25 protein-coding genes are annotated in these 20110 nt (G+C 71.9%); 24 read left to right on the top strand and 1 reads right to left on the bottom strand.

The features are described 5' to 3' along the window. Window positions 1-73: 73 nt before the first annotated feature. The 12 genes from ACIBCM_RS32150 to ACIBCM_RS32095 all read left to right on the top strand — a co-directional run bounded on the left by ACIBCM_RS32150 (window position 74) and on the right by ACIBCM_RS32095 (window position 9907). The gene (locus ACIBCM_RS32150) at window positions 74-1537 is read left to right on the top strand and encodes an SCO6880 family protein (protein ID WP_399249463.1); all 1464 of its coding nucleotides are present in this window, start codon (window positions 74-76) and stop codon (window positions 1535-1537) included. 369 nt (window positions 1538-1906) lie between these two features. Further along, a complete protein-coding gene (locus ACIBCM_RS32145) occupies window positions 1907-2323 on the top strand; it encodes a DUF6238 family protein (protein WP_399249461.1) in 417 nt (138 codons plus the stop codon). A 29-nt stretch (window positions 2324-2352) separates the two neighbouring features. After that, complete coding sequence (locus tag ACIBCM_RS32140) at window positions 2353-3867, top strand: ATP-binding protein (protein ID WP_399249459.1); 1515 nt, start codon at window positions 2353-2355, stop codon at window positions 3865-3867. A 15-nt stretch (window positions 3868-3882) separates the two neighbouring features. After that, entirely contained in the window at window positions 3883-4431 is a 549-nt protein-coding gene (locus ACIBCM_RS32135; protein ID WP_399249458.1) for a hypothetical protein, read from the top strand. A gap of 216 nt (window positions 4432-4647) precedes the next feature. Beyond that, the gene (locus ACIBCM_RS32130; protein WP_399249456.1) at window positions 4648-4887 is read left to right on the top strand and encodes a hypothetical protein; all 240 of its coding nucleotides are present in this window, start codon (window positions 4648-4650) and stop codon (window positions 4885-4887) included. After that, complete coding sequence (locus ACIBCM_RS32125; RefSeq protein WP_399249454.1) at window positions 4884-5087, top strand: hypothetical protein; 204 nt, start codon at window positions 4884-4886, stop codon at window positions 5085-5087. Before ACIBCM_RS32130 ends, ACIBCM_RS32125 begins: the two co-directional genes overlap by 4 nt. Before the next feature lie 43 nt (window positions 5088-5130). After that, a complete protein-coding gene (locus tag ACIBCM_RS32120) occupies window positions 5131-5910 on the top strand; it encodes a hypothetical protein (RefSeq protein ID WP_399249452.1) in 780 nt (259 codons plus the stop codon). Window positions 5911-5920: 10 nt separating this feature from the next. Continuing rightward, on the top strand, window positions 5921-7060 hold the full coding sequence (locus tag ACIBCM_RS32115) for a hypothetical protein (protein ID WP_399249450.1): 1140 nt from the start codon (window positions 5921-5923) through the stop codon (window positions 7058-7060). 131 nt (window positions 7061-7191) lie between these two features. After that, complete coding sequence (locus tag ACIBCM_RS32110) at window positions 7192-7494, top strand: hypothetical protein (protein WP_399249449.1); 303 nt, start codon at window positions 7192-7194, stop codon at window positions 7492-7494. 172 nt (window positions 7495-7666) lie between these two features. Continuing rightward, complete coding sequence (locus ACIBCM_RS32105) at window positions 7667-8875, top strand: MFS transporter (RefSeq protein ID WP_399249447.1); 1209 nt, start codon at window positions 7667-7669, stop codon at window positions 8873-8875. A 33-nt stretch (window positions 8876-8908) separates the two neighbouring features. Continuing rightward, window positions 8909-9373: a hypothetical protein gene (locus ACIBCM_RS32100; protein ID WP_399249445.1), complete on the top strand. Its 465-nt coding sequence runs from the start codon at window positions 8909-8911 to the stop codon at window positions 9371-9373. 36 nt (window positions 9374-9409) lie between these two features. Then, entirely contained in the window at window positions 9410-9907 is a 498-nt protein-coding gene (locus tag ACIBCM_RS32095) for a hypothetical protein (protein WP_399249443.1), read from the top strand. Window positions 9908-9958: 51 nt separating this feature from the next. Here the strand turns inward: ACIBCM_RS32095 and ACIBCM_RS32090 are convergent, their stop codons facing one another. After that, complete coding sequence (locus ACIBCM_RS32090) at window positions 9959-10528, bottom strand: HNH endonuclease (protein WP_399249441.1); 570 nt, start codon at window positions 10526-10528, stop codon at window positions 9959-9961. 215 nt (window positions 10529-10743) lie between these two features. Between ACIBCM_RS32090 and ACIBCM_RS32085 the strand changes: the two genes are divergently transcribed. The 12 genes from ACIBCM_RS32085 to ACIBCM_RS32030 all read left to right on the top strand — a co-directional run bounded on the left by ACIBCM_RS32085 (window position 10744) and on the right by ACIBCM_RS32030 (window position 20079). Continuing rightward, window positions 10744-11166, top strand: coding sequence for a hypothetical protein (locus ACIBCM_RS32085; protein WP_399249440.1), 423 nt, complete (start codon window positions 10744-10746; stop codon window positions 11164-11166). Between the two features lie 8 nt (window positions 11167-11174). Next, entirely contained in the window at window positions 11175-11750 is a 576-nt protein-coding gene (locus ACIBCM_RS32080; RefSeq protein ID WP_399249438.1) for a hypothetical protein, read from the top strand. 744 nt (window positions 11751-12494) lie between these two features. Continuing rightward, window positions 12495-13229, top strand: a complete 735-nt coding sequence (locus ACIBCM_RS32075) for a hypothetical protein (RefSeq protein WP_399249436.1) — start codon at window positions 12495-12497, stop codon at window positions 13227-13229. Beyond that, complete coding sequence (locus tag ACIBCM_RS32070; RefSeq protein ID WP_399249434.1) at window positions 13226-13486, top strand: hypothetical protein; 261 nt, start codon at window positions 13226-13228, stop codon at window positions 13484-13486. Before ACIBCM_RS32075 ends, ACIBCM_RS32070 begins: the two co-directional genes overlap by 4 nt. 27 nt (window positions 13487-13513) lie before the next feature. Next, the gene (locus ACIBCM_RS32065) at window positions 13514-13927 is read left to right on the top strand and encodes a hypothetical protein (RefSeq protein ID WP_399249432.1); all 414 of its coding nucleotides are present in this window, start codon (window positions 13514-13516) and stop codon (window positions 13925-13927) included. 290 nt (window positions 13928-14217) lie between these two features. After that, a complete protein-coding gene (locus ACIBCM_RS32060) occupies window positions 14218-14607 on the top strand; it encodes a hypothetical protein (RefSeq protein WP_399249431.1) in 390 nt (129 codons plus the stop codon). Then, window positions 14604-15407: a DUF317 domain-containing protein gene (locus ACIBCM_RS32055; protein WP_399249429.1), complete on the top strand. Its 804-nt coding sequence runs from the start codon at window positions 14604-14606 to the stop codon at window positions 15405-15407. The genes ACIBCM_RS32060 and ACIBCM_RS32055 overlap by 4 nt, the downstream gene beginning before the upstream one ends. Window positions 15408-15417: 10 nt before the next feature. Next, entirely contained in the window at window positions 15418-16044 is a 627-nt protein-coding gene (locus ACIBCM_RS32050; protein WP_399249427.1) for a hypothetical protein, read from the top strand. 28 nt (window positions 16045-16072) lie between these two features. Next, complete coding sequence (locus tag ACIBCM_RS32045) at window positions 16073-16903, top strand: DUF317 domain-containing protein (RefSeq protein WP_399249425.1); 831 nt, start codon at window positions 16073-16075, stop codon at window positions 16901-16903. A gap of 206 nt (window positions 16904-17109) precedes the next feature. Continuing rightward, complete coding sequence (locus ACIBCM_RS32040; RefSeq protein WP_399249423.1) at window positions 17110-17490, top strand: hypothetical protein; 381 nt, start codon at window positions 17110-17112, stop codon at window positions 17488-17490. After that, a complete protein-coding gene (locus ACIBCM_RS32035; RefSeq protein WP_399249421.1) occupies window positions 17487-18251 on the top strand; it encodes a DUF317 domain-containing protein in 765 nt (254 codons plus the stop codon). Before ACIBCM_RS32040 ends, ACIBCM_RS32035 begins: the two co-directional genes overlap by 4 nt. Before the next feature lie 31 nt (window positions 18252-18282). Beyond that, a complete protein-coding gene (locus tag ACIBCM_RS32030) occupies window positions 18283-20079 on the top strand; it encodes a TraM recognition domain-containing protein (protein WP_399249419.1) in 1797 nt (598 codons plus the stop codon). Window positions 20080-20110 lie beyond the last annotated feature (31 nt).

Raw genomic sequence — 20110 nt, 5'->3', positions numbered from 1 at the left:
CCCTGGCGGTGTCCTGCCCGGCCCGCCACCCCACTCCCGACACCCACCCCGCGCTTCCGGAACGGTCTCCCTCTTGTCTGACACCATCACCCCGCTCACGGTCAAGTTTCCACACCGGTCCAGGCGCGGGATCCTCCTCGGCCTGTCCCTCCCCCAGCTCCTGCTCACCTCCGCCGCGCTCGCCCTGCTCATGGTCACCGTGGTGACCACCGGCCTGACCGGCGCCGCAGCCCTCGCCCCGCTGTGGGCAGCGGTCGCCACCCTCGTCCTGCTCCGCCGCCGCGGACGGTCCCTGATCGACTGGGCGCCGATCGTCCTGCGCTACGCCCACCGGCGCCGCAGCGGCCAGACCCTGTGGCTCGCCAAGCCCGTTTCGCGCCCCCGCCAGGACGGCATCCTCCACCTCCCCGGCACCAGCGCCAGCCTGCGCGTCGTCACCCCGCACGGGTCCAAGGCGGCGGCCGTCTACGACCCGCACCGCCGCACCCTCACCGCCATCGCCCGCGTCTCCAGCCGGGCCTTCGCCCTCCTCGACCCCGCCACCCAGAACGCCAACGTCACCGGCTGGGGACGAGCGCTCGCCAGCATCTCCCGCAACGGACACATCTCGGCGATCCAGGTCCTGGAGCGCACCGTCCCCGACTCCGGCGACACCCTCACCCGCCACTGGACCCAGCACGGCCACCCCGACACCCCCGTCGCCGGGCAGGTGTACGCGGACCTCGTCGCAGCCGCCGGACCGGCCGCCGCCCCGCACGAGGCGTACCTCGCGATCTCCCTCGACCTCCGCGCTGCCAGGCGCCTCATCTCGCAGGCGGGCGGGGGCCTTCCGGGGGCGTTCACCGTGCTGGAGCAGACCACGGCCTCCGTCGCCCAGGCCGTGCGGTCCGCCGGGCTGACCGTGAGCGGCTGGCTCACCGCAAACGAGATCGCCGCCGTGATCCGCACCACCTACGACCCCGCCGCGCTCTCCCGGCTGCAGCAGTGGTCGGAGTCCGGGAAGGCCGAGGCCGACCCGGCTGCCGCCGGGCCCGTCGTCCAGGTCGAGGAACACGACCGCGTGATCACCGACAGCGCCCGGCACGCCACCTACTGGATCGAGAACTGGCCCCGCACCGAGACCTCCCCCGGGTTCCTGCACGGGCTGATGTTCTCCGCCGGTGTGCGCCGGTCCCTCTCCCTTATATACGTGCCGCAGAAGTTGGAGGCCGCGCTGCGTGACGTCCAGCGCACCAAGGCCACGATCATCGCCGACGCGAACGAGCGACGTCGGCGGGGCATGGTCGACTCCGAGGCCGACAGCGTCGAATACGCCGACGCCAAGGCCCGCGAGCGGCAGCTCATCGCCGGGCACGCCGATGTCGACCTGACCGGCCTGCTCACCGTCTCCGCCGAGACCGACGCCCTGCTCGACGCGGCGTGCGCGCAGATCGAAACCGCGGCCGGATCCGCCCAGGTCGACCTGCGGCGCCTGGACTACCAGCAGCCCGACGCCCTGACCACCGGCGCCCTCCCCCTTGCCCGGATCGCTCTGTGACCCCGCCGGACAACCTGCTGGCCGCCGAGATCCGCAACCTGACCGGCCAGCTCCAGGAGATGAGCCGCCGCCACCAGGCACGCTTACCGATCTCGTCGGCACGAAGCTGCCCAAACTGTCGCACTCATAGGCATTTTCAATGACGTCTCACACTACGGGCCCGACATCGTGGTCGTGCCCGAGGCGAGCCACCCCGCACTTCCCCACCCCCGGGACGTTCATCGACCTGCGGCGCGAACAGGCCCACAGCAGTCCAGCCTCACCTCCGCAAGCATCCCCGGGCCCGCTTCCCCCTCTTCCCCTGCAGCCCCCGGCCCGACGGATTCACACCTTCTGAAGAACCCGGATCCGCCTGGCCGTAAGGACACCTTGACCACACCCCCCGACGCCCTGCCCTACCTGCGCGCCGCGACCGCCGGCCTGCGCCACCACGGCCGCACCGGCACGGACCAGCCCGCCGACCGTGCCCACCTCGACACTCTCCACGCCCACCTCACCGCGCTCCACCAGCTCCTCGACCGACTCGCCGAGACAACCCGGCCCCCGCACCCGGCCGCAGGCCGTCACCTCGCCACCGCCCACACCCGCCTCTGGCAGGCGAGCAACGCGGTCCACGACGCCTTCCACACCCTCCCCACCAGCACCAGCACCGCCCCCGGTTCCGACTGCGAACCCCGGCTGCTGCCGGAGGGCCCGCCGTTCCTGACGATCTGCCACCGGCACCTCGCCACCAGCCACGCCGTCCGCCGCAAGACCACCCCCACCGACCACACCCCCGCCTCATGAGCGGAAAGCACCGCCGAAACGGAACCCCGATGTCCCACCGGCCCGCCCGCCGAGCCCGCCGCGCTTCCGCCTCCCCCCTCTTCACCCCGCACGGCACCGACCGGGCGAGCCGCCGCAAGGCCCGCCGACAGCTCGCCGAAGCCACCGCGAAGGCCCGCGCCCGCGCTACCGCCCACCCCGACGGAACCGTTCCCGTCGAGGAGCCGCTGCCCGCACCGCTCTACGGGCTCACCGGCCGCTCCGGCCCCGCCTCCGCCCGCGGCTCCCGGCTCAAGCTCCCCGCTCACAGGATGACCACCGCCATCGCCAGCGGCGCGTACCCATTCCTCGCCGAGGGCGGGCTCGGTGCCGACGGCATCTACATCGGCCGCGACGTCCACGCGGAGGCGGCCTTTTCGTTCGATCCGTTCACCCTGTACGGCAAGGTCGAAGGCTTCACCAACCCGAACGTTCTCCTGGCGGGGGTGATCGGGCAGGGGAAGTCGGCGCTTGCCAAGTCGTTTGCGCTGCGCAGTATCGCGTTCGGCTACCGCGTCTACGTCCCCTGCGATCCCAAGGGCGAGTGGACGCCGGTCGCCGCCGCGCTCGGCGGCACCTCCATAGCCCTCGGCCCTGGCCTCCCCGGGAAATTGAACCCGCTGGATGCCGCCCCGCGTCCGGAGTCCGTACCGGAGGAGGAGTGGGCGGGCGAGATCCGCAAGCGCCGCCTGCTGCTCCTCGGCTCGCTGGCGCGGACGGTCCTCGGCCGGGACCTCGCGCCGATGGAGCACACCGCGCTGGACGTCGCCCTCGACGCGGTCGTCGGCCAGGCCGCCGCCACCTGCCGGACTCCGCTCCTCGGCGACATCGCCACCACCCTCAACAACCCCGCGACCCTGGACCTGATGGGCGGGACCATGTCCGGGCGCCTCGGTGACGCCGCCCGCGACCTCGCCCACGCCATGAGAAGGCTCGTACACGGTGACCTCGCCGGCATGTTCGACGCCCCCTCCACCGTCGCCTTCGACCCCAACTCGCCGATGCTCACCATCGACCTCTCCCGCCTCGGCGGCTCCGGCGACGACACCGCCCTCGTGCTGGCCATGACCTGTGCCTCCGCCTGGATGGAGAGCGCGCTCACCGACCCGAACGGCGGCCGGCGCTGGATCGTGTACGACGAAGCCTGGCGTCTCATGCGCCACCCGGGCCTCCTCCAGCGCATGCAGTCCCAGTGGAAGCTCTCCCGCGGCCTCGGTATCGCCAACCTGATGGTGATCCACCGGCTCAGCGATTTGCTGACCGCGGGCGACGTCGGGTCCCGCGGACGGGCTCTTGCCGAGGGCCTCCTCGCCGACTGCTCCACCCGCATCATCTACCGCCAGGAGAACGACCAACTCGCCGCCGCGGCAGCCCTCCTCGGCCTGACCACCGTCGAGTCCGAGGCCATCGCCCACCTCAACCGCGGCAGAGGGTTGTGGAAGGTCGCCGGACGGTCGTTCATCGTCCAGCACCTCCTCCACCCCCACGAACGGACCCTGTTCGACACCGACGCCCGTATGCACTGAAAGGGCGCCGAGTTCATGAATCCCGAACCCGTCATCCCCGCTGCGGAGCCCGCCGCCCGCCCGCCCACGCCCTCCGGCTGGGTGTACGAGGGCAGCCGCCGCCGACCGGCAGAACTCGCCAACAACCCGGCCTCCCTCCCCGAGAACGCCGCAGACGGCGCACATCACCATCCCGTACGGCCGCCGGCATCCCCTGTCCGCCTCATGTACAACGGACAGCTCCGGGAGCTCAGTGAGCAGATGCGGGCGGGCGGCATTCCGCTCACGGACGCCGCCGCAGTGACCGACCAGGTCCTCCATCCGGAGACCGGACTGCTGGCACACCTCGCCGACATCCTTGAAGCCGTCGCAAAACGGCTGTGTGAGACCGGCACCGACGACGCATTCGACTTCTACGACGGCATCGTCGACACCACGAACAGATTGCACCGGATCGCCGACGACCTGCGCCCCATCAGCGACATGGTCCGGGACCTCTCGCCCTCACCAAAGCAACGCCCCGCCGCCGCGCCCAGCCACATCCCGCCGCCCACATCCCCACGCCCGGTCACCCGTCCCCGCTGACCCCGCCCGGTAAGCGGCGCATTCCCCGGCCAGCCCGGGCCTTGGCCGACCACCCACCTTCTTCTGGAGCCCTTCCTGTCCACTCGTTCGTTCATCGCCCGCCCCAGCAAAGGGGAGTTCGACGGCCTCTACTGCCACTACGACGGCTACCCCGACCACCAGCTCCCTCTCCTCCTCGCCGCGCACCGCTACCGCTTCGCCGGTGACCTCGAAGCCATGACCCGGCACCTGGTCGACGACATACCGGTCGGCTGGAGCGCCCTGGGCACAGACCTCCTCGACGGAGCCCCCGACCACATCCGCGCAGCGCTGTCCCGGCACGGCGAGTACCCCAGTTCCGGGCTCGACGACCTCATCGCCCCCGACGGGTCGCGGCCGGAGCGGATGACGGTCACCCCTGAAGCCACCGCGGGCCTGGACTGGGATACGTCCTTTGCCCTGGGGGGATCGAGGTGATCGCCCTGCGCGCCTACACCCGAGGGCCGCTGGTCGGCTGGGACACCGACCCGCTGTCCCGTATCAGCGGCACCCCCGCCCGGTGGGTACCCGGCCGCGCCGCGCCGGTCATCGCCCCGCGCCCGGAACCGAGGCTCACCACCACCGCCCCGGCGGCAGCGGCCGACCCCGTACCGCAGCGCGCCGCTGCCCGCCGCTGAACCACCCCCGCACCCCCTTCTCCTCCCGTTCCCTGGAGCGTTTGTGCCTCATGACCTGTACGAGGTGAGCCCCCGCTACCTGGCGGCCAGCCCCCTCTCCGAACACCGCGACCACCTGGACACGCTCGCCGCGAGCACCGGCTGGACCCTCACCACCGACGGACCGACGGCAACGGTAACCAGCCCGTGCGAGCGGATCGTCCTGCGCCACGACCGGGCCGCCGAGGGCTGGGGTCCACACCTGGTGATCACCGCCCACACCGGACCCGGCGCCCCGGCCCGGTGGCGAGCCGACATCGCCGGCAACACCCCCGTGGAGTTCCTCGCCACGCTCACCAGCACCATCACCACCGCGCTGGCGACCGACCCGGACCATCTCGTCTACGACATCGCCGCCACCCCCGAACCGATAATCGGCCTCGCGGTCAGTGACGAGCACTGGGGGTTCGTGGACGACCAGGGCCTGGTCGGGCTCCAGGCCACGGACGGACTCGCGGCGGTCCTCAGCCGCGCGCCGGACGCGCCGGGACCGCCTCTGCAGGATGACCCCGGCATCGGCTGGCACCTCTTCGCCATCCACCCCGCCGGCTCGCTGTGGGGGGTGTCCTTCACCCACGGCGTCCCGGTGTTCGTCGTCGCCTCAGCCCTGGAGCAGACGCTGTCGCCCGAGCCGCTCATCCGGCCCGCAGGCATCGCCCGTCATCCGGCCTTCGCGCCTCTGATCACCGCCCGTCCTCTCCCTGCCGCCCGGCCGGGCCAGACGACCACGGGCCTCCCTCCCCAGCCGCCGGGTCCCGTCCAGGGCAGCGCGAAGGCACGGTGACTCGGAGATCTTGACCTCCTACGCCGCCTCGACGCCGCCCGCCCAGATCACCCTGTCCGTGTGCGAGGGTGCGGAGATCGCCGCCATCGCCACCGGCAAGCAGTACAAGTGGGCCCAGAGCGCTCTGGTCGCCGCCGGGTGGGAGCGGACCGGAAACGGCGTTTACACCCGTCTCTTCGGCGACCGGGCCGCCGCCGAGCGGGCCATCTCCACCCTGGTCCACGTCGCCCGGCGGCACCGGACCGCCGTCGTCACCAGCACCCGCCCCTACCTCGGCGACATCGCCGACACCATCGCCCACCAGCTCCCCGGGCCGTGCACCCCGACCGTGGAGGTCTACAGCCACCCGGTGTGGCAGGAGGACCTGGTGCCCTGGCTGTGGGACTCCGGCGAACTCATCCACGCCGTCCAAGCCGGACAGGTGACGCACGCCACCAGGCTCACCAACGAGACTGCGGGCATCGACCTGCTGCTCATCGAACGCCTCGGCCACTCCAGCGGGTACGTGATCGGAGCGTTCGCGCCCGACGGGTTCGACGACAACTTCGAGAATCCGCACGCGCCGACGAGCATCGTCCTGCCCCAGGACCCGTACCGGGCCGCCGGGGAGATCGTGGACCGGTATCTGCCCGCCTACCACCAGGCGCTGCACGCCCGGCGCACGGCGGCCGTCGCCTCCGCCCTGAGCCGGATCCGCGACGAGCACACCGAATTCCAGCACCTCACCGCCACCGAGCCCGATCCGGCGGACGAGGAGCGGTTCGCCGACGTGGCCTGGCACGAGGTCCTCGACATCGTGAGGCATGCTCCGTCCCTCATCGAACGCTGCCGGCGCGGTCCCCTCCCGCTGGAGGACTCCACGGCCATGACCCGCCTCGAAGCCGCTCTCGGCACGGGCACCATGATCGTGGCCGGGTGGCACGGCATGCTCAGCGGCAGACCTGACGCGCCGCGGGCATACCTGAACGAGCACTTCCCCGGGGCCAAAGCCATCCGCGATCGGAGCATCCGTCCGGTGATCGACGCCTGGCTCGCCGACGGTGACACCCTGCTGCGCCACGCCCACGCCCCGGGCCGTGCCCCGATCCCGGCTCCCGCTGCCGTCCCGGCACTGCCTCCGGCGGCCTCCAAACCGGCCCGCCCCCGCTGACGAAGGAGCGCTCCCCTCTGCGCCAGTTCCACATCGGCACCCACCCCGAGCACGGGATCGCCGCGTCCTCCCGCGTCGATCTGCCCGCCTACATCGCCGACTGGTACCTCGTACGCCTCCAGTTCGAGACGGTGCCCGACCGGCCCGGCCTGTACCGGCTGACCGATCCCACGCGGGACGGGCTACGGCGCGCCCGCCAGGCCGTCCACGACCTGCGCGCCCAAGGATTCACCGTCCAGGCCGACTACACCCTCGACCCCACCCCCGAACCCGGCCTGCCGGAACAGCTCCTCATCGCCCGCCAGGCCCGGCTCGCCCGTGCCGCCTCCGCCCGCTCACCCCAACTCCGCACCAATGCGGGCACCGCGCCCGTCCCTGCCGCCGTACCCGTGGCCCCGGCCGTCGGCGGGCCCTCCGCCGCCCGGACCCGATGACCGGACAGACCGCCGGGCTGGCGAAGCAGAACCCAGCGCCCCAACTCCCACCCAACCCCGGCACCTGCCACGCGCCCCTTCCACCACCACGACCCCTCCACCGCTGCCACCCGGCACCGGCCACGGAGCAGGCGGTTCCCGCCGCTAGACCGAAAGCACTCTTCCTCCCCAGTTGTCCCTCACCACCACACCGCCCACGACCTACCGGGCGATTCTGCGCAGCCCGTACGCCGCCCGCCTGCTGACCGGCACCCTGGTCGGCCGTCTCCCGGCCGGGATGGTGCCCGTCGCGATCGTTCTCCTCGTCACCGCCGAGGGCGGGCCCCTCGCCCTCGGCGGGCTCCTCAGCGCCGTGTACGGGCTGGCGTCCGCGCTGGCCCAGCCGGTCAAGGGACGGCTCATGGACCGCTTCGGCCACCTCCGGGTCTCCGGCCCGGCGACCATACTCAACGCGACCGGGCTGCTGTTACTCCCGTGGGCGGTCTCGACCGGACGCCCGGCGGCCGTGGTGGGCGTGGTCGGGCTCGCGGGCCTGTGCACCCCGCCGCTGGAGACCGGCCTGCGACTCATGTGGCCCCTGGTCTTCCCCGACCCCGCCCAGCGCAGAGCCGCACTCGCTCTCGACACCAGCACCCAAGGCTTGATCCACATCGCCGGTCCGCTGCTGGTGGCCGGGCTCGTCGCCGTCCAGGGCCCCGATGCCGCCTTCGCCGCGGCGGCCGTACTGGGGCCGGGCGGAGCCGCCCTCGCACTCACCACCACCCCGGCCCGCATCCGACAGACCGCCTCCACCAGCGGCACGACTCGTCCCGGACGGCTACGGAGCCGCGGACTGGCGCCCGTCTTCGCCGCAGTGGCGGGCATCGGCTTCACGCTCGGCGCGATGAACATGTGGGCCGTCTCCCTGGCCGACCGCCACGGGATGCCGCTGGTGCCCGGTCTGCTGCCCTCTGTCTTCTCCACCGGCTCCCTCGCCGGCGGGCTGATCTTCGGGCGCCGGGCCTGGCCCGGATCACCCACCACTCAATTCCTCGCCACCGCCGGAGGGTTCTGCGCCGGGTTGCTTCCGCTGCTGACCACGCCCAGCCCCGCAATGGCGACCGTCCTGGTGGCGGTGCCGGGTCTGTTCCTCGCACCGGCCATCGCCAGCGCGTTCACCACCACCCGGACCCTCGCTCCAGCCGGGCGCCTCGGTGAGGCGTACGGCTGGCTCATCCTCGCCCTCGGCACTGGACACGCCGCCGGAACCGCGCTCGCCGGACCGCTGACCGACGCCCACCCTCTCGTCGGCCCCGCCCTGCCAGCCGCGGGCGCCACCGCCGCGCTCGCCGTCCTCCTGCTCTCCGCACAACGTCCAGCCCTCGCCGAACCCCGCCCCTGACCTGCTCCGCCTCGCCGAAAGCCCGCTTCCGTCATGCCCTTTACCCATCCGGCCGTCTGGGACGACCACATCGCCGACTGCCCTCTGTGCACCTCCCCCGACCGCGACGAGCAGGCCCTGCTGCGCTGCACGGTCCACACCCTGCTGACGCACGGTGCGTTCAGAACCGCCGACGACATCCCCTTCGCCGAGATCACCGTCGGCGGGGACGACTATCTGCGCTCTCTCGCGAACTCCCCCGGCGGCGACTGCGCCACCCCCGTGCCCGATCCCCGCCAGGGGACCCAGGTGGACGCCGAGGTGCGCCTCGCTCTCGCCCGAGCGGCGGGCCTGGATCCTGCCGGGACTCTCGACCCACGCATCGACCGCGTCCCCGCCACCTGGCCGGAAGCCAAGCGAGCCGACCTGTTCGACCGGGCCGCGGACCTCTTCGCCCGCCGGCACACCCCGGCACCCGACCGCCGCTTCCTCCCGCGCCCGGCACCCCGCCCCCAATAGCCGCCCCTCCCTCCCACGTACAAGGAGAACTCGCCTATGGCCGTTCCGACTTCCTGGGACCTTGTCCACAGCTGTGGGCACGAATGGGCCCACGACCTCTCCGGTCGTCCCGTCGACCAGCGCGCCCCCTTCGCCCGCTGGCTCGCCGGACGGGACTGCACCGACTGCTGGCGCTCCACCCGATCCGCCGACTCCGCCAGCCGCAAGGAGTGGCTGGCTGCCCGGCGCGCCGCCGAGCAGCAGGCCGCCGCCGACTGGGCGGCGCAGTTCGACATGCCGCCACTCGAAGGCCCGCAGAAGATCGTCGGCTGGGGCGAGCGGTGCCGCCATCAGCTCGTGACCACTGCGCACACCGCCCTGGTGGTCGAAGGCGCCTGGGACGAGGCGGACTGGACCGTCCTGGAGGAGAAAGTCCGCACCGTCGCCCGCGCCGGATGGTGGCTCGACCAGCGCGACTCCGACGGCACCGACCTGCCCGAACTCCTCGACGCTGCAGGCGAATCAGACCGAGGAACCGAAAATCCCTACCGGTGACGGCAATAGGGAGGCAAGACCATGCAGCCGACGCGTCCCGGGATCGACCCCTCACGCTGTCTCGTCCTCGGGTATCCGTTCGAAGACCATTCCAATGCGATCGGGTTCCCGCACGATCCTGTAACGAGGAGGCGGCGGAGGCTTGGGCCAGCCCTTCTCACGGGCCTCAGCCACGCTGGACGACGCCCAGCCACGCCACAAATAGACCGGATCGTTCTTACTGCAACTCCAGTAGCGATCAAAAAACCAATCCCTGCGTGACTCGTCCGCAAGCTCCGATCGCACGCCTTCCAATCGGGCTTCCACCTCGTCAATGGCATGGTCGAGCCTCTCCCGCATCCAGTGAAGCCCTTTGTCTCCATAGGGCCAGCCACTTGCCTCCGCGCTGTACTGCTCGTAGGTCAACTGCGCCACCCACGCGAGCAGTCCCTTGTCGCTCTTACCGAGATTGCAGGCTCCGCAGGCCGGAACCAGGTTCCACCAGGAGTCCAACCCATCGCGGTTGAGGGGGACGACGTGATCAATCTCCTGCGACTCTGTGTAGTCGCAGTAAACACAGCGGCCCATGTTGGCGAACAGCACCATCAGCCTGACCCACATGTCCTGCTTCTTGCGCCCCAATCGGCCCTCCTTGCTCCAGGAGGAACGTAGCGGTCATCACTGACAACAGCTCATCGCCGCTGAAGAAGACAGGCAAAGCACTGCGGGACTGGAGCCCTGGCCGGTGAGCACGGCGCTTTATAGCCGACGGCGCCCGGTTCGTGAAATCGGGAAATCTGCGGATCCTGGAAACATCTCCACTGCCACCCCGCACTCCCGTGGAAGGACCTTCTGTCGTGCCCGATGCCGCATCCCGCCCGCCGTACGTTCCCCCCGACACCGTCACTCCCGACCGGGACGTCACCCACGCCCACTTCCGCCCCGGTGACCAGGTGATCATCGTCAAGGGCACCGCCGGCGGAGAGCTCTGGGGCGAGGTGACGACGGTGGTGACCCCGTCGTGGCACACGCCGACGGACGAGGACGGCTGGCGGCTGCGGAACCCCCAGGGCGGCAAACGGAGTTATCTCACAGCCCACCCCCGCTACATGATCCACACCTCCCGGCTCTGCCGGGACTGCCTCACCCACCAGCGGGCCCTGGAGGACCACATCCTGCCCAAGATCCCCGGCACCGACGGGCCGGTGGACTGCGGCTGGTACACCCTCACCGAATTGAACCAGCTCATCCACACCGACGACGCCCGGGGCGGGCGGTGATAGTCCACGTGTGGCCCCGGACCCTCCATGCCGGCGAGCCCCTCGAAGACGCCCTCGGGCACCCCATCGCCCCCGAGGACGAGCGGGCCCTGCGGTCCGTCGTCGCCCACTGGGACGGCCTCGGCTCCTACACCCTGGGCGAGCACCGGCACTGGACCGCCGCCCAGTGGGCCGAGCACCTCGACGACCCCACCCTGGAGCACCCGTTCGCCGCCGACGAGCACGGGATACGGTCGCCGCTGCTCCACCTCACCGCCGAGCTGCACCCGGACACCCGCCATCCGGCGCAGACACAGTGGACACAAGCCGCCCGCCGTCTCGCCCGCGCCGCAGGCCTCACCCCCGCCGGGAGCGAAGAGTGTCGGTGGGTCGCCGTTCAAACCCGCCCCCGGCGTCTCGACCTGATCGCCAACCTGATCCGCCCCGACGGCACCTGGCAGCCCCAGCCCCACCCGCTCCTGCGGCACCTCGTCGCGGAAGGCCGCCGGATCGCGACCAAACTCGGGCTGCGCCCCGGCCGCAACAGCACCGAACCCTCCATCGCCTCCCCCGGCCCGGCATCCCCGCCTCGCGCCCGCCGGTGACACACCACCGAGAAAGGCCCGCTCGTTGCTGCCTCTTGCCGACCGATTCCTGAGCCTGCGGCGCGACCCGCACTCGGAGGAGGTCTTCGCCCGCGGTGGCGGGCCGGACGCCCACGGCATTCTGGAGCGGGCCGGGTTCGTGCCCGTCGTCCGGGTCCACGAGGCGTATCACCGGCTGCCGACCGGCCTCGACACGAACGAGGAGACCCGGCTCGCCACCCGGGGCGTCGCCCGCCTCCGCTCGGCCGGCATCCCGATGGAATGCGACGCCGCATTCGACACCGACGCCCGCGAGGTGGCCGGCCTCGCTCTCGGCGCCGATGTCGGCAACCTCGCCGCCGCCATCCGCAGAGCGACCACCAGTGACGAGGTCGCCGAGGCGCTGGCGGAGGTGACCGCCGCGTACGACGGCATCCTCTCCGGACTCGCCGATGTCCTGGTCGCGACGGCCGACTTCCATCAGGATCTCGGCGGCCCCGCCGACGGTCCGATGGCGGAACGCCTGCGGTACCTCGCCGCCCACGGGCTCGGCGCCGTCGCCGCCGACCTGCGCGGCATCCGCACCGATCTGGCCGACCGCCGCGCAACCCACCCCCGGCGGTCGGTGTGCGGCGGCGGGGTCCCGCTGACCGAGCGTGAGGCGTCCGCGATCTGCGCCTGCCCCCCACCACCCCCGCCACCGGCAGCTGCGCCAGCCGCCGCCCCGGCGCCGCTGCCCTCATTCCCTTCACCCCTGAGGAGCCCATGCACGACCACGATTTCGAGCACGACGTCGAGGGATTCGTCACCGTCCTCGCCAGCGAGCTCCCCGGCCACTGGACCGTGGAGTACCACCAGCACGCCAACCGGGCCGAGCAGTTGGCCCGTGCCGCAGCGGTGTGGGACCTGTATTTGGTCGCCGACGCCGTCACCCGGCACCCGCTGCGGCACGACGCGATCCTCACCCGCGACGACGGCACCCGCCTCTACGTCACCGGACGGCCCCGGTACGAGGACGACTTCCTCGTCGCCGCCATCGCCCCGGCCTCCGTACCGCCGGAAGCGTTCCGGGGAGTCCGGGAGCCGGACGGGATCGCCGTCCCGGCCGATCCGTTCGCCGCGGCCGAGGCCGTCACCACCGGTCTGTTCCCCCGCTACGAGGCCGCCCTCGCCCAGGTCTGGAAAAACTCCGACCATCTGGACTCCCGGACCCCGGTGACCCTGACCTGGGTGGGGCCGGATCTCCATGCCCACGCCGACTCCACGACCGTGGCGGCAATCCTCACCGAGCACGGCTTCGCCCCGACCGATAGCGGACAGAGCCTCATGCTGACCGGCGACGACACGGCCCTGCAGGCCCGAGCGGTGCGCGCCGTGGGAGCCCGGCTGGCAACCCTCGGTATCCACCTCGCCCTGCGCCACCCGGCTGTCCGTCCCGGGCTCGACACCACCACCGTGGCCCTGGCCCAGCACCCCCGGCCAACGGCCCGAGTGCGATGAGCCGTTTCGACGGCGAGCTGCCCCGCCTCACCGGCGTCCTGACCACCGCCTGGGCCGCCTGGTACCAGCGCACGGAAGCCGCAGGGGAGGATCCCGCCCTCGCCAACCAGCTGATGAACACCACCGCCGGGCTGCGCCAGCACTTCTGGCAGATCGAACAGATCCGCAACCAGGCCGCCGCGCCCCTGCCCGCACTGTCGACCCGTGCGGCGCCCGCCCCGCCGTCCCCCGGCACGACCGCGTCCCCGCGCCGCTGAATCCACCCCGAAAGGACCTTCTCTCCCTTGGGCAATCGCGCCGACGAATGCGGTTCCGACGTAGAGATCTACCGCCGTGCCCTCAGCATCACAATCCACGCCGACACCCGCACCGGGGCACCCGAGGAACTGCTCGCCTACCTCGACCAGATAGGTCTTGAGCGTCACACCGTGGAGACCGCCGGCCCTGTCTACACCTGGCATGAAGCCCCCGGCCATCTGACCGAGGACGAGCAGAAGCGCCTGGTCACCCGCGCCGTGCCCGGGCTCCTCCTCGCCGGGTACATCGTCAACATCACCGACGACGTCTTCGACCCAGCCGCCTACCAGGAAGCCGTCGCCGAGATCCGCGGACACCGTAACCCTCAGCCCACGGCTGCGACGGCCGCGTCGACCACACCGGCTCCCGCACCATCGCGGCCCCGGCCACGGACCACCTGAACCGCCCTCCGGGCCCCGACCGCCGGGGCCCGGAGGCGCCGGCCCTCACCTCTTCCTCACCCGGAGAACTTCATTCCCCAGCCCAGCCCCACCCCGCCGCCGGCCGCTGTTTCGCGGCTGCGACGCCTCGCCGCCCGGCTTGCCCGCAGGCGGCAGCACACCCGTACGCCCCACGCCCGCCCGGAGCGGGAGAGCGTGCCGGACCTCCCCACCTTCTGGGGACCGATCTACGAAACCCACCGGCGCCAGAACTTCTGACAGCGCACCACCCCCCTTCATCCAGGAGGACCATGACCGACACCACCCCCGGCCCCGTCCGGCTCGCCGGTGACATCGCCCGCCGGATCGACCAGCTCGCCGAACAGCTCCTCCAGGCGCCACCCCCGCTGGCCGCCCAGATCATCGCCACCGTCCTCGACCCCGAGAACGGCGTCCTCAGCCGGGTCACCACCCTGGTGGCCACAGGCTCCCACTTCGCCAAGAACCACGCCGAGAACGGGCTGCTCCCGCCGGAGGTCTGGCTCGCCCTCGGCCGCGCCGCGAACGAACTGCACGACATCGGACTCGACTTGGACGAGCACACGGACACACTCCGAGAGCTCGCCCGTCCGGCGCCGCCAGGTGCCACCCCGTCGGTGGCGAAGCCCGCCTCGCCCCTGATCGCGAGGCGGCACCGGTGAGCCGCGACCGTTCGACCGAGTGGAACGACCGTCCCCAGCAGCACTACCTAATCGAGCCCCGCTACCTCGCCGGGGCCGGCGACCTGCGGCACGCCACGGAGTTCCTTCGCGCCTCGGGCTGGAAGGACAAGTCGAAGACAGGCGGCCCCATCGTCTTCCACAACCCGGCGAAGACCATCCGGGTCGTCTTCGACCCGATCACCCAGCCCGGCGGCTGGACGATCGAAGGCAAAGCCTCCGGCCACCAGCCCGCCTGGGCGGCGAAGTTCGGCATCCAGACACCCGTCGAGATCATCGCCGGACTCACCGACACACTCACCCAGCCGCCCACCGCCCACGCCCCCAACGTCTGGGCACCCCTCGACACCCAGAACTGGGAAACCCGGCGCGGCCAGCACTTCACCGCCATGAGCCCGGACCGCAGCTCCTTCGTGCAGTTCCACCAGTCCTCCCCCGGACAGGCGCACTGGTGGATCGGCGCCCGCACCGAGCACGGCCGCGCCTGGGACGCCGAACTGTCCCCCACGACCCCGCTGTCGCTGGTACAGGCGGTCACCACCGCGCTGGCCGACCCCCAGCCCGTGATACGCCCCCGCGGTGCCTTTCCCCCCAGCAACCGGATCCGCACCACCTCGGTCTCCGTCCGCCCCTCCGAGCTCGGAGCCTGGCAGCAGGCACGGCTCAACGCCGCCCGCACCGCCGCCTGGGCCCGCAACGCCTGGGCAACCGCCCGCCCCCGCGGACGCAAACCCGCCGCCGCGCCCAGCGCCCCCGCCGGACACGCGACCGGACGCCGCTGAGCCCCGTCCCGTGCACCAATCCCGCATTCGGAAGGAGCCGTCCATCACGACTACCCACTCCCAGAACCATCTCGACCAGCTCGACCGCTTCCTTAGGGCAGCGGCGGACATCATGCTGGCATTCGACAGCGACCCCGCCCAGGAGCAAAGCGAGGGCGGCTGGCCGTGCGACGAACTGGCCTACAGCTGGGCCGCCCACCGCCGCGACCGGAGCATGTGGGAGGCCTTTCTCCCCGTCCGGGGCCACGTCGGGGCACTCCTCGCCACCGCGACTGCGCAGCTCGGCCTGCTCCCCGACAGCTCCCGGGACGCCTGGACGTCCAAGATCAACGGCCTGGACCATGCCACCACGGAGCTGGACCACCAGCATGACCGGACCGTCGAACGGCTGGGCGACCATCTCGCCCGGCCCCATCCGAACCTGGAAACCGTCGACCTGGTCCTGACCGAGTTCTTCGACGAGGCGTGGCCCGCACTCGACGTCTGGGCCGCTGGCGGGCGCGCGGTGATCGAACTCAACGCCACCGTTCACCAGGACGCCGCCCACTCCCATACGCCCAAGACGGCGCTGCGGCTCGTCTCCGGCGGGATCACATCGCCAAGTGCCCCGGGTCGCCCCCGCGGAGGCCGCCGGTGACCCAGCCCGACGGAGCGGGAGGACCCTTTTGCTGAAGCAGGCGCAGTTGGACCTCTTCGCCACCGACCACGCTGACCGCCTTCTCGACGATGTGTCGCCCCGGCACCTGGCCGGCCCCGGGGACGCGCGCCACGTCACCCACGCCCTGGCCACCGCCGGATGGACAGCCCGGTCCGATCCACTCGCGCCAGGGGTCCACCTGGTCGGCCCGGACCGGTTCCACCAGCTCCGCCACGAGCAGCAGCCCGGATCGGAGCGGAGCGCCTGGCGTCTGAACGGCAGTCACGCCGATGGCAGCTGGTACGCCTCCTTCGGTCCCGTCCCCGCCGAGATCCTGGCCGGTTTCACCGACGGCCTCCTCATCCCGGCACCAGCCGTGGTCCCTCCGGTGTGGGGCGTCCTCGCCGACGCCGGATGGACCCACACCCTCCGCACGACCGGCGGCGAAGCCCTCTCCCCGGACGGGACGGTCCGCATCGAGCACCGGCCGATCTGCTCCGAGGTCGACGAGGCCCTCGCGTGGACCATCGAAGTTCGCCCCGCCCCGGACCACGGCCCAACGATCTGGACAGCCTGGATCGCGCACTCCCCTCCACTGCACATGATCCATGGCCTTGTCACCGCGCTGATCGACCCGAACCCTCTCCAGCGCAACTGGCAGGAACACGACGGGCACTACAGCGCCCTGCGCACCGAGAGCAGCGTGTCCCCGCAGGCATACGTCCAGGCGCACCGCGACCGGATCGACACGATCCACGCCCAGGTCCGGGCCGCCCGCCGCCAGGCGAAGAAGGCCCTCACCACCTCCCCCACGCCGCACCCTCCCGTCCCGTCCGCCCCCGTACGACAGGCCCGGTAACCACCATCACCCCCCAGCCCCCTCGCACCGACCCCCGACCCCACGACCTCCTGACCGCCTTCCTCACCCGGATTCAGCAGCTCCAGACAGCGTGGGAGAACTACACCGAGACCCACACCGACCCGAGCGGCTGGCCCTACGACGACGAAGCCCACCAGCAGGCCGAACAGCGGCGGAACGCCGCCGCCTGGGCCGCGTACGAGCAGGTGTCGCTGATCGCCGCCCGGCTGGTCGCCTCGGCAGAGAACCGCCTCACGCGTCTGCCGTCCGCCCCCGACCGGCCCGGATGGACATCACAGCTCGGCATCCTCACCTCGGCCGCCCACGGCCTCGACGCCGTCCGCACCACCTGGGACGAGACGCTCGACGACCTGCCGATGAACGCCGGTCCAGGCACCCCCGCGTACGACACTGCGGCAGCTCGACGGAACAGGGCTGCTTGGCCCCTCCTCGAACTCTGGGCTCTGCACGGCCACACCGTCCTCGACATCCGCACCGCCGCCGAGCCGTCGCGACCACGGCTTCAGAGCACCGCCCCGGTCCCACCGGTGACCAGCACCTCCAGCACCCCGGCAGCGCGCCGGTGACGGCAAAGATCACCGTCGAGCAGGCCCTCGTCTCCCCGCGGACGCTCGCCGGCGGCGGGGACCCGGCCTGGGTCACCGTCCCCCTCCACCGCGCCGGCGGGTGGAGCCACGGGCACGACCCGCTACTGCCACGCGTCCTCCTGTCCAGCCCCGACCAGCAGACCCTGCTGCGCCTGGAGCCGGACCCCGACTACCTCATGTGGTGGTCCCTGCAGCACACCCGGACCAGCACCGCACCTGCCTGGTCGGCCACCTTCGGGGCCCGGACACCGGTCGAGATCATCGCCGGCCTCACCGACGCCCTGATCCAACCGGCCTCCGCTCCGGCCGACCCGGACCCGTACGCCCCGCTGCTGGAGCACAGCTGGACGCCCAGGCCCCACGCCAGCGGTCTCGCCTCCCGGGACGGCCGCACCTCGATCACACGTGCCCCCGAGACGGGCTCCGCCGGCTGGCTCATCACGACCCTGGAGCGGAACAACGGCGTACCCCTGTGGCGCGCCTTCCTCAGCGGTCACACACCCCCGCACCTCGTCGCCGGGTTCACCCGCGCTCTTGGCGACCCTACGCCGCTGGCCCGTGACCCGCGGCACATCCCGCCCGTGGTCCGCCGCTCCCAGACCACCCGGCGCGAAGTGCCCGCGACCGAGGTGGCCCGCGCTCTGGAGCGGCGCGTCCAGCGGCTCACCACCCCGGGCCCATCCCAGCCGGCCACCCGGCCGCAGGCACCGCGTGTGCCGCCGCACCGCCGCACCCGCTGACACCCATCCCCCCCTTCCTTTGGACCACCGCTTGCCCAGCACACCCTCCACCTCGTCCGGCGACGGCACGGACCTCGCCTTCAAGGCACTCCTCGGCGCCTTCGCCGTCGCCGTCCCGGCCGCCAACCTCGCCTGGCTCAGCGGCAACGTGACCGTCTGGATCACCGGTTCGGGCTCCCAGGCCCCCTACCAGCCGGCCGACGCCCTCCTGAATCCCGACCAGCTCTGGCCCGGCCTGGGAGAAACATCCCTACTCATCGGCACCCGCATCGCCCCCGCCGTCGTTCTGATCGCCCTCGGTGTGATCGCCGCCATGGCCTGGAACCGGCACAAGAACGGACCCGGCGGACGCCGTAAGAAGGTCCGCGGTACGGCGAAAGCCAAGGACATCGAGCCGCTGCTCGCCAAAGCGATCACCGCCAAGGCCCGCAGTCTGCGCCCGAGCCTGAAGGACGCGAAGACCATCGCACCGTCCGACACCGGCATCCTCCTCGGCAACCTCCAGGGCACCAGGACCGAAGTGCGGATGGGCTACGAGGACGTCGCCGTCGCGATCATGGCACCGCGTTCCGGGAAGACCACCAGCCTGGCGATCCCGAGCATCCTCGCCGCCCCCGGCCCCGTGCTCCTGACCTCCAACAAGGCGGCCGGCGACGCCTTTACCGCAACCCTTGACGCGCGCTCGGCGGTGGGGCGGGTGTGGTCGATGGACCCGCAGCAGATCGCCCACGCCGAACGGGTCATGTGGTGGAACCCCTTGGCGGACGCGAAGACCCTCGACGGCGCCGGACGGCTCGCCGGGCACTTCCTCGCCGCGTCCGTGGACGCGAGCCAGCAGGGCGACTTCTGGTCCAAGGCCGGATCCAACATCCTGAGCCAGTTGTTCCTCGCCGCAGCGCTCGACAACCGGCCGATCACCGACGTGATGCAGTGGCTGGCCTTCCCCGCCGACCGGAGGCCGTTGGACATCCTCCGCGATCACGGATTCAGTGCCGTCGCCGCCCAGTTGAAGGGCACCGTCGAAGGGCCGCCGGAGACGAGGGACGGCATCTACGAGACCGCCCGCCAGTACGCCGCAGCCCTCCTCAACGCGGAAATCGCCGCCTGGGTCACCCCCCAGAAAGACGTACCGGAGTTCCGGCCCGCCGACTTCGTCACCAGCACCGACACGCTGTTCCTGCTGTCGAAGGACGGCGGCGGCGGAGCCTCGGCGCTCATCGCGGCCTGCGCGGACTCGGTGATGCGGACCGCGACCGCAGAAGCCGAGCGCGCCGGCGGACGCCTCGACCCCCCGATGCTCGCGATCCTCGACGAAGCAGCCAACGTCTGCAAGATCAGCGACCTCCCCGACCTGTACTCGCACCTCGGGTCACGCGGGATCATCCCGATCACGATCCTGCAGTCCTACCGCCAGGGCCAGAAGGTCTGGGGGGACGCCAGCATGGACGCCATGTGGTCCGCCGCGACCATCAAGGTCATCGGATCCGGCATCGACGACCCGGACTTCGCCGACAAGCTGAGCAGGCTGATCGGCGACCACGACGTCGAGACCAAATCCACCTCAACGAGCGACTCCGGCACCTCCACCAGTATCAGCATGCGGCAGGAGCGCATCCTGCCCGCGGACGCCATCCGTGCCCTGCCCAAGGGCACCGCCCTCCTGTTCGGCACCGGTATGCGGGCCGCCATGCTCGACCTCCGTCCCTGGTACCTCGAACCGGGCGCCGACACCCTCTCCGCCGCGTCCGCCCGAGCGTCGAAGGCGATCACCGCCCGCGCCGTCGCCAAACACGCACGCAAGCCCGGCGACCACGACCCCGCCGCGTAACCCACCCCCTGACCCGCTCCATCCCGAGAAA

It is taken from the genome of Streptomyces sp. NPDC051018 (assembly GCF_044456085.1).
In the GTDB taxonomy this organism is placed as follows: domain Bacteria; phylum Actinomycetota; class Actinomycetes; order Streptomycetales; family Streptomycetaceae; genus Streptomyces.
Note: the sequence above shows the minus strand (reverse complement) of the source record. Positions and strands in the feature narration are given on the sequence as shown.

Bases quoted from the DNA above. Each gene is read 5' to 3' on its own strand.
- ACIBCM_RS32140 (WP_399249459.1), top strand. From the start codon at position 2,353: ATGTCCCACCGGCCCGCCCGCCGAGCCCGCCGCGCTTCCGCCTCCCCC.
- ACIBCM_RS32135 (WP_399249458.1), top strand. From the start codon at position 3,883: ATGAATCCCGAACCCGTCATCCCCGCTGCGGAGCCCGCCGCCCGCCCG.
- ACIBCM_RS32130 (WP_399249456.1), top strand. From the start codon at position 4,648: ATGACCCGGCACCTGGTCGACGACATACCGGTCGGCTGGAGCGCCCTG.
- ACIBCM_RS32100 (WP_399249445.1), top strand. From the start codon at position 8,909: ATGCCCTTTACCCATCCGGCCGTCTGGGACGACCACATCGCCGACTGC.
- ACIBCM_RS32095 (WP_399249443.1), top strand. From the start codon at position 9,410: ATGGCCGTTCCGACTTCCTGGGACCTTGTCCACAGCTGTGGGCACGAA.
- ACIBCM_RS32075 (WP_399249436.1), top strand. From the start codon at position 12,495: ATGCACGACCACGATTTCGAGCACGACGTCGAGGGATTCGTCACCGTC.
- ACIBCM_RS32070 (WP_399249434.1), top strand. From the start codon at position 13,226: ATGAGCCGTTTCGACGGCGAGCTGCCCCGCCTCACCGGCGTCCTGACC.
- ACIBCM_RS32060 (WP_399249431.1), top strand. From the start codon at position 14,218: ATGACCGACACCACCCCCGGCCCCGTCCGGCTCGCCGGTGACATCGCC.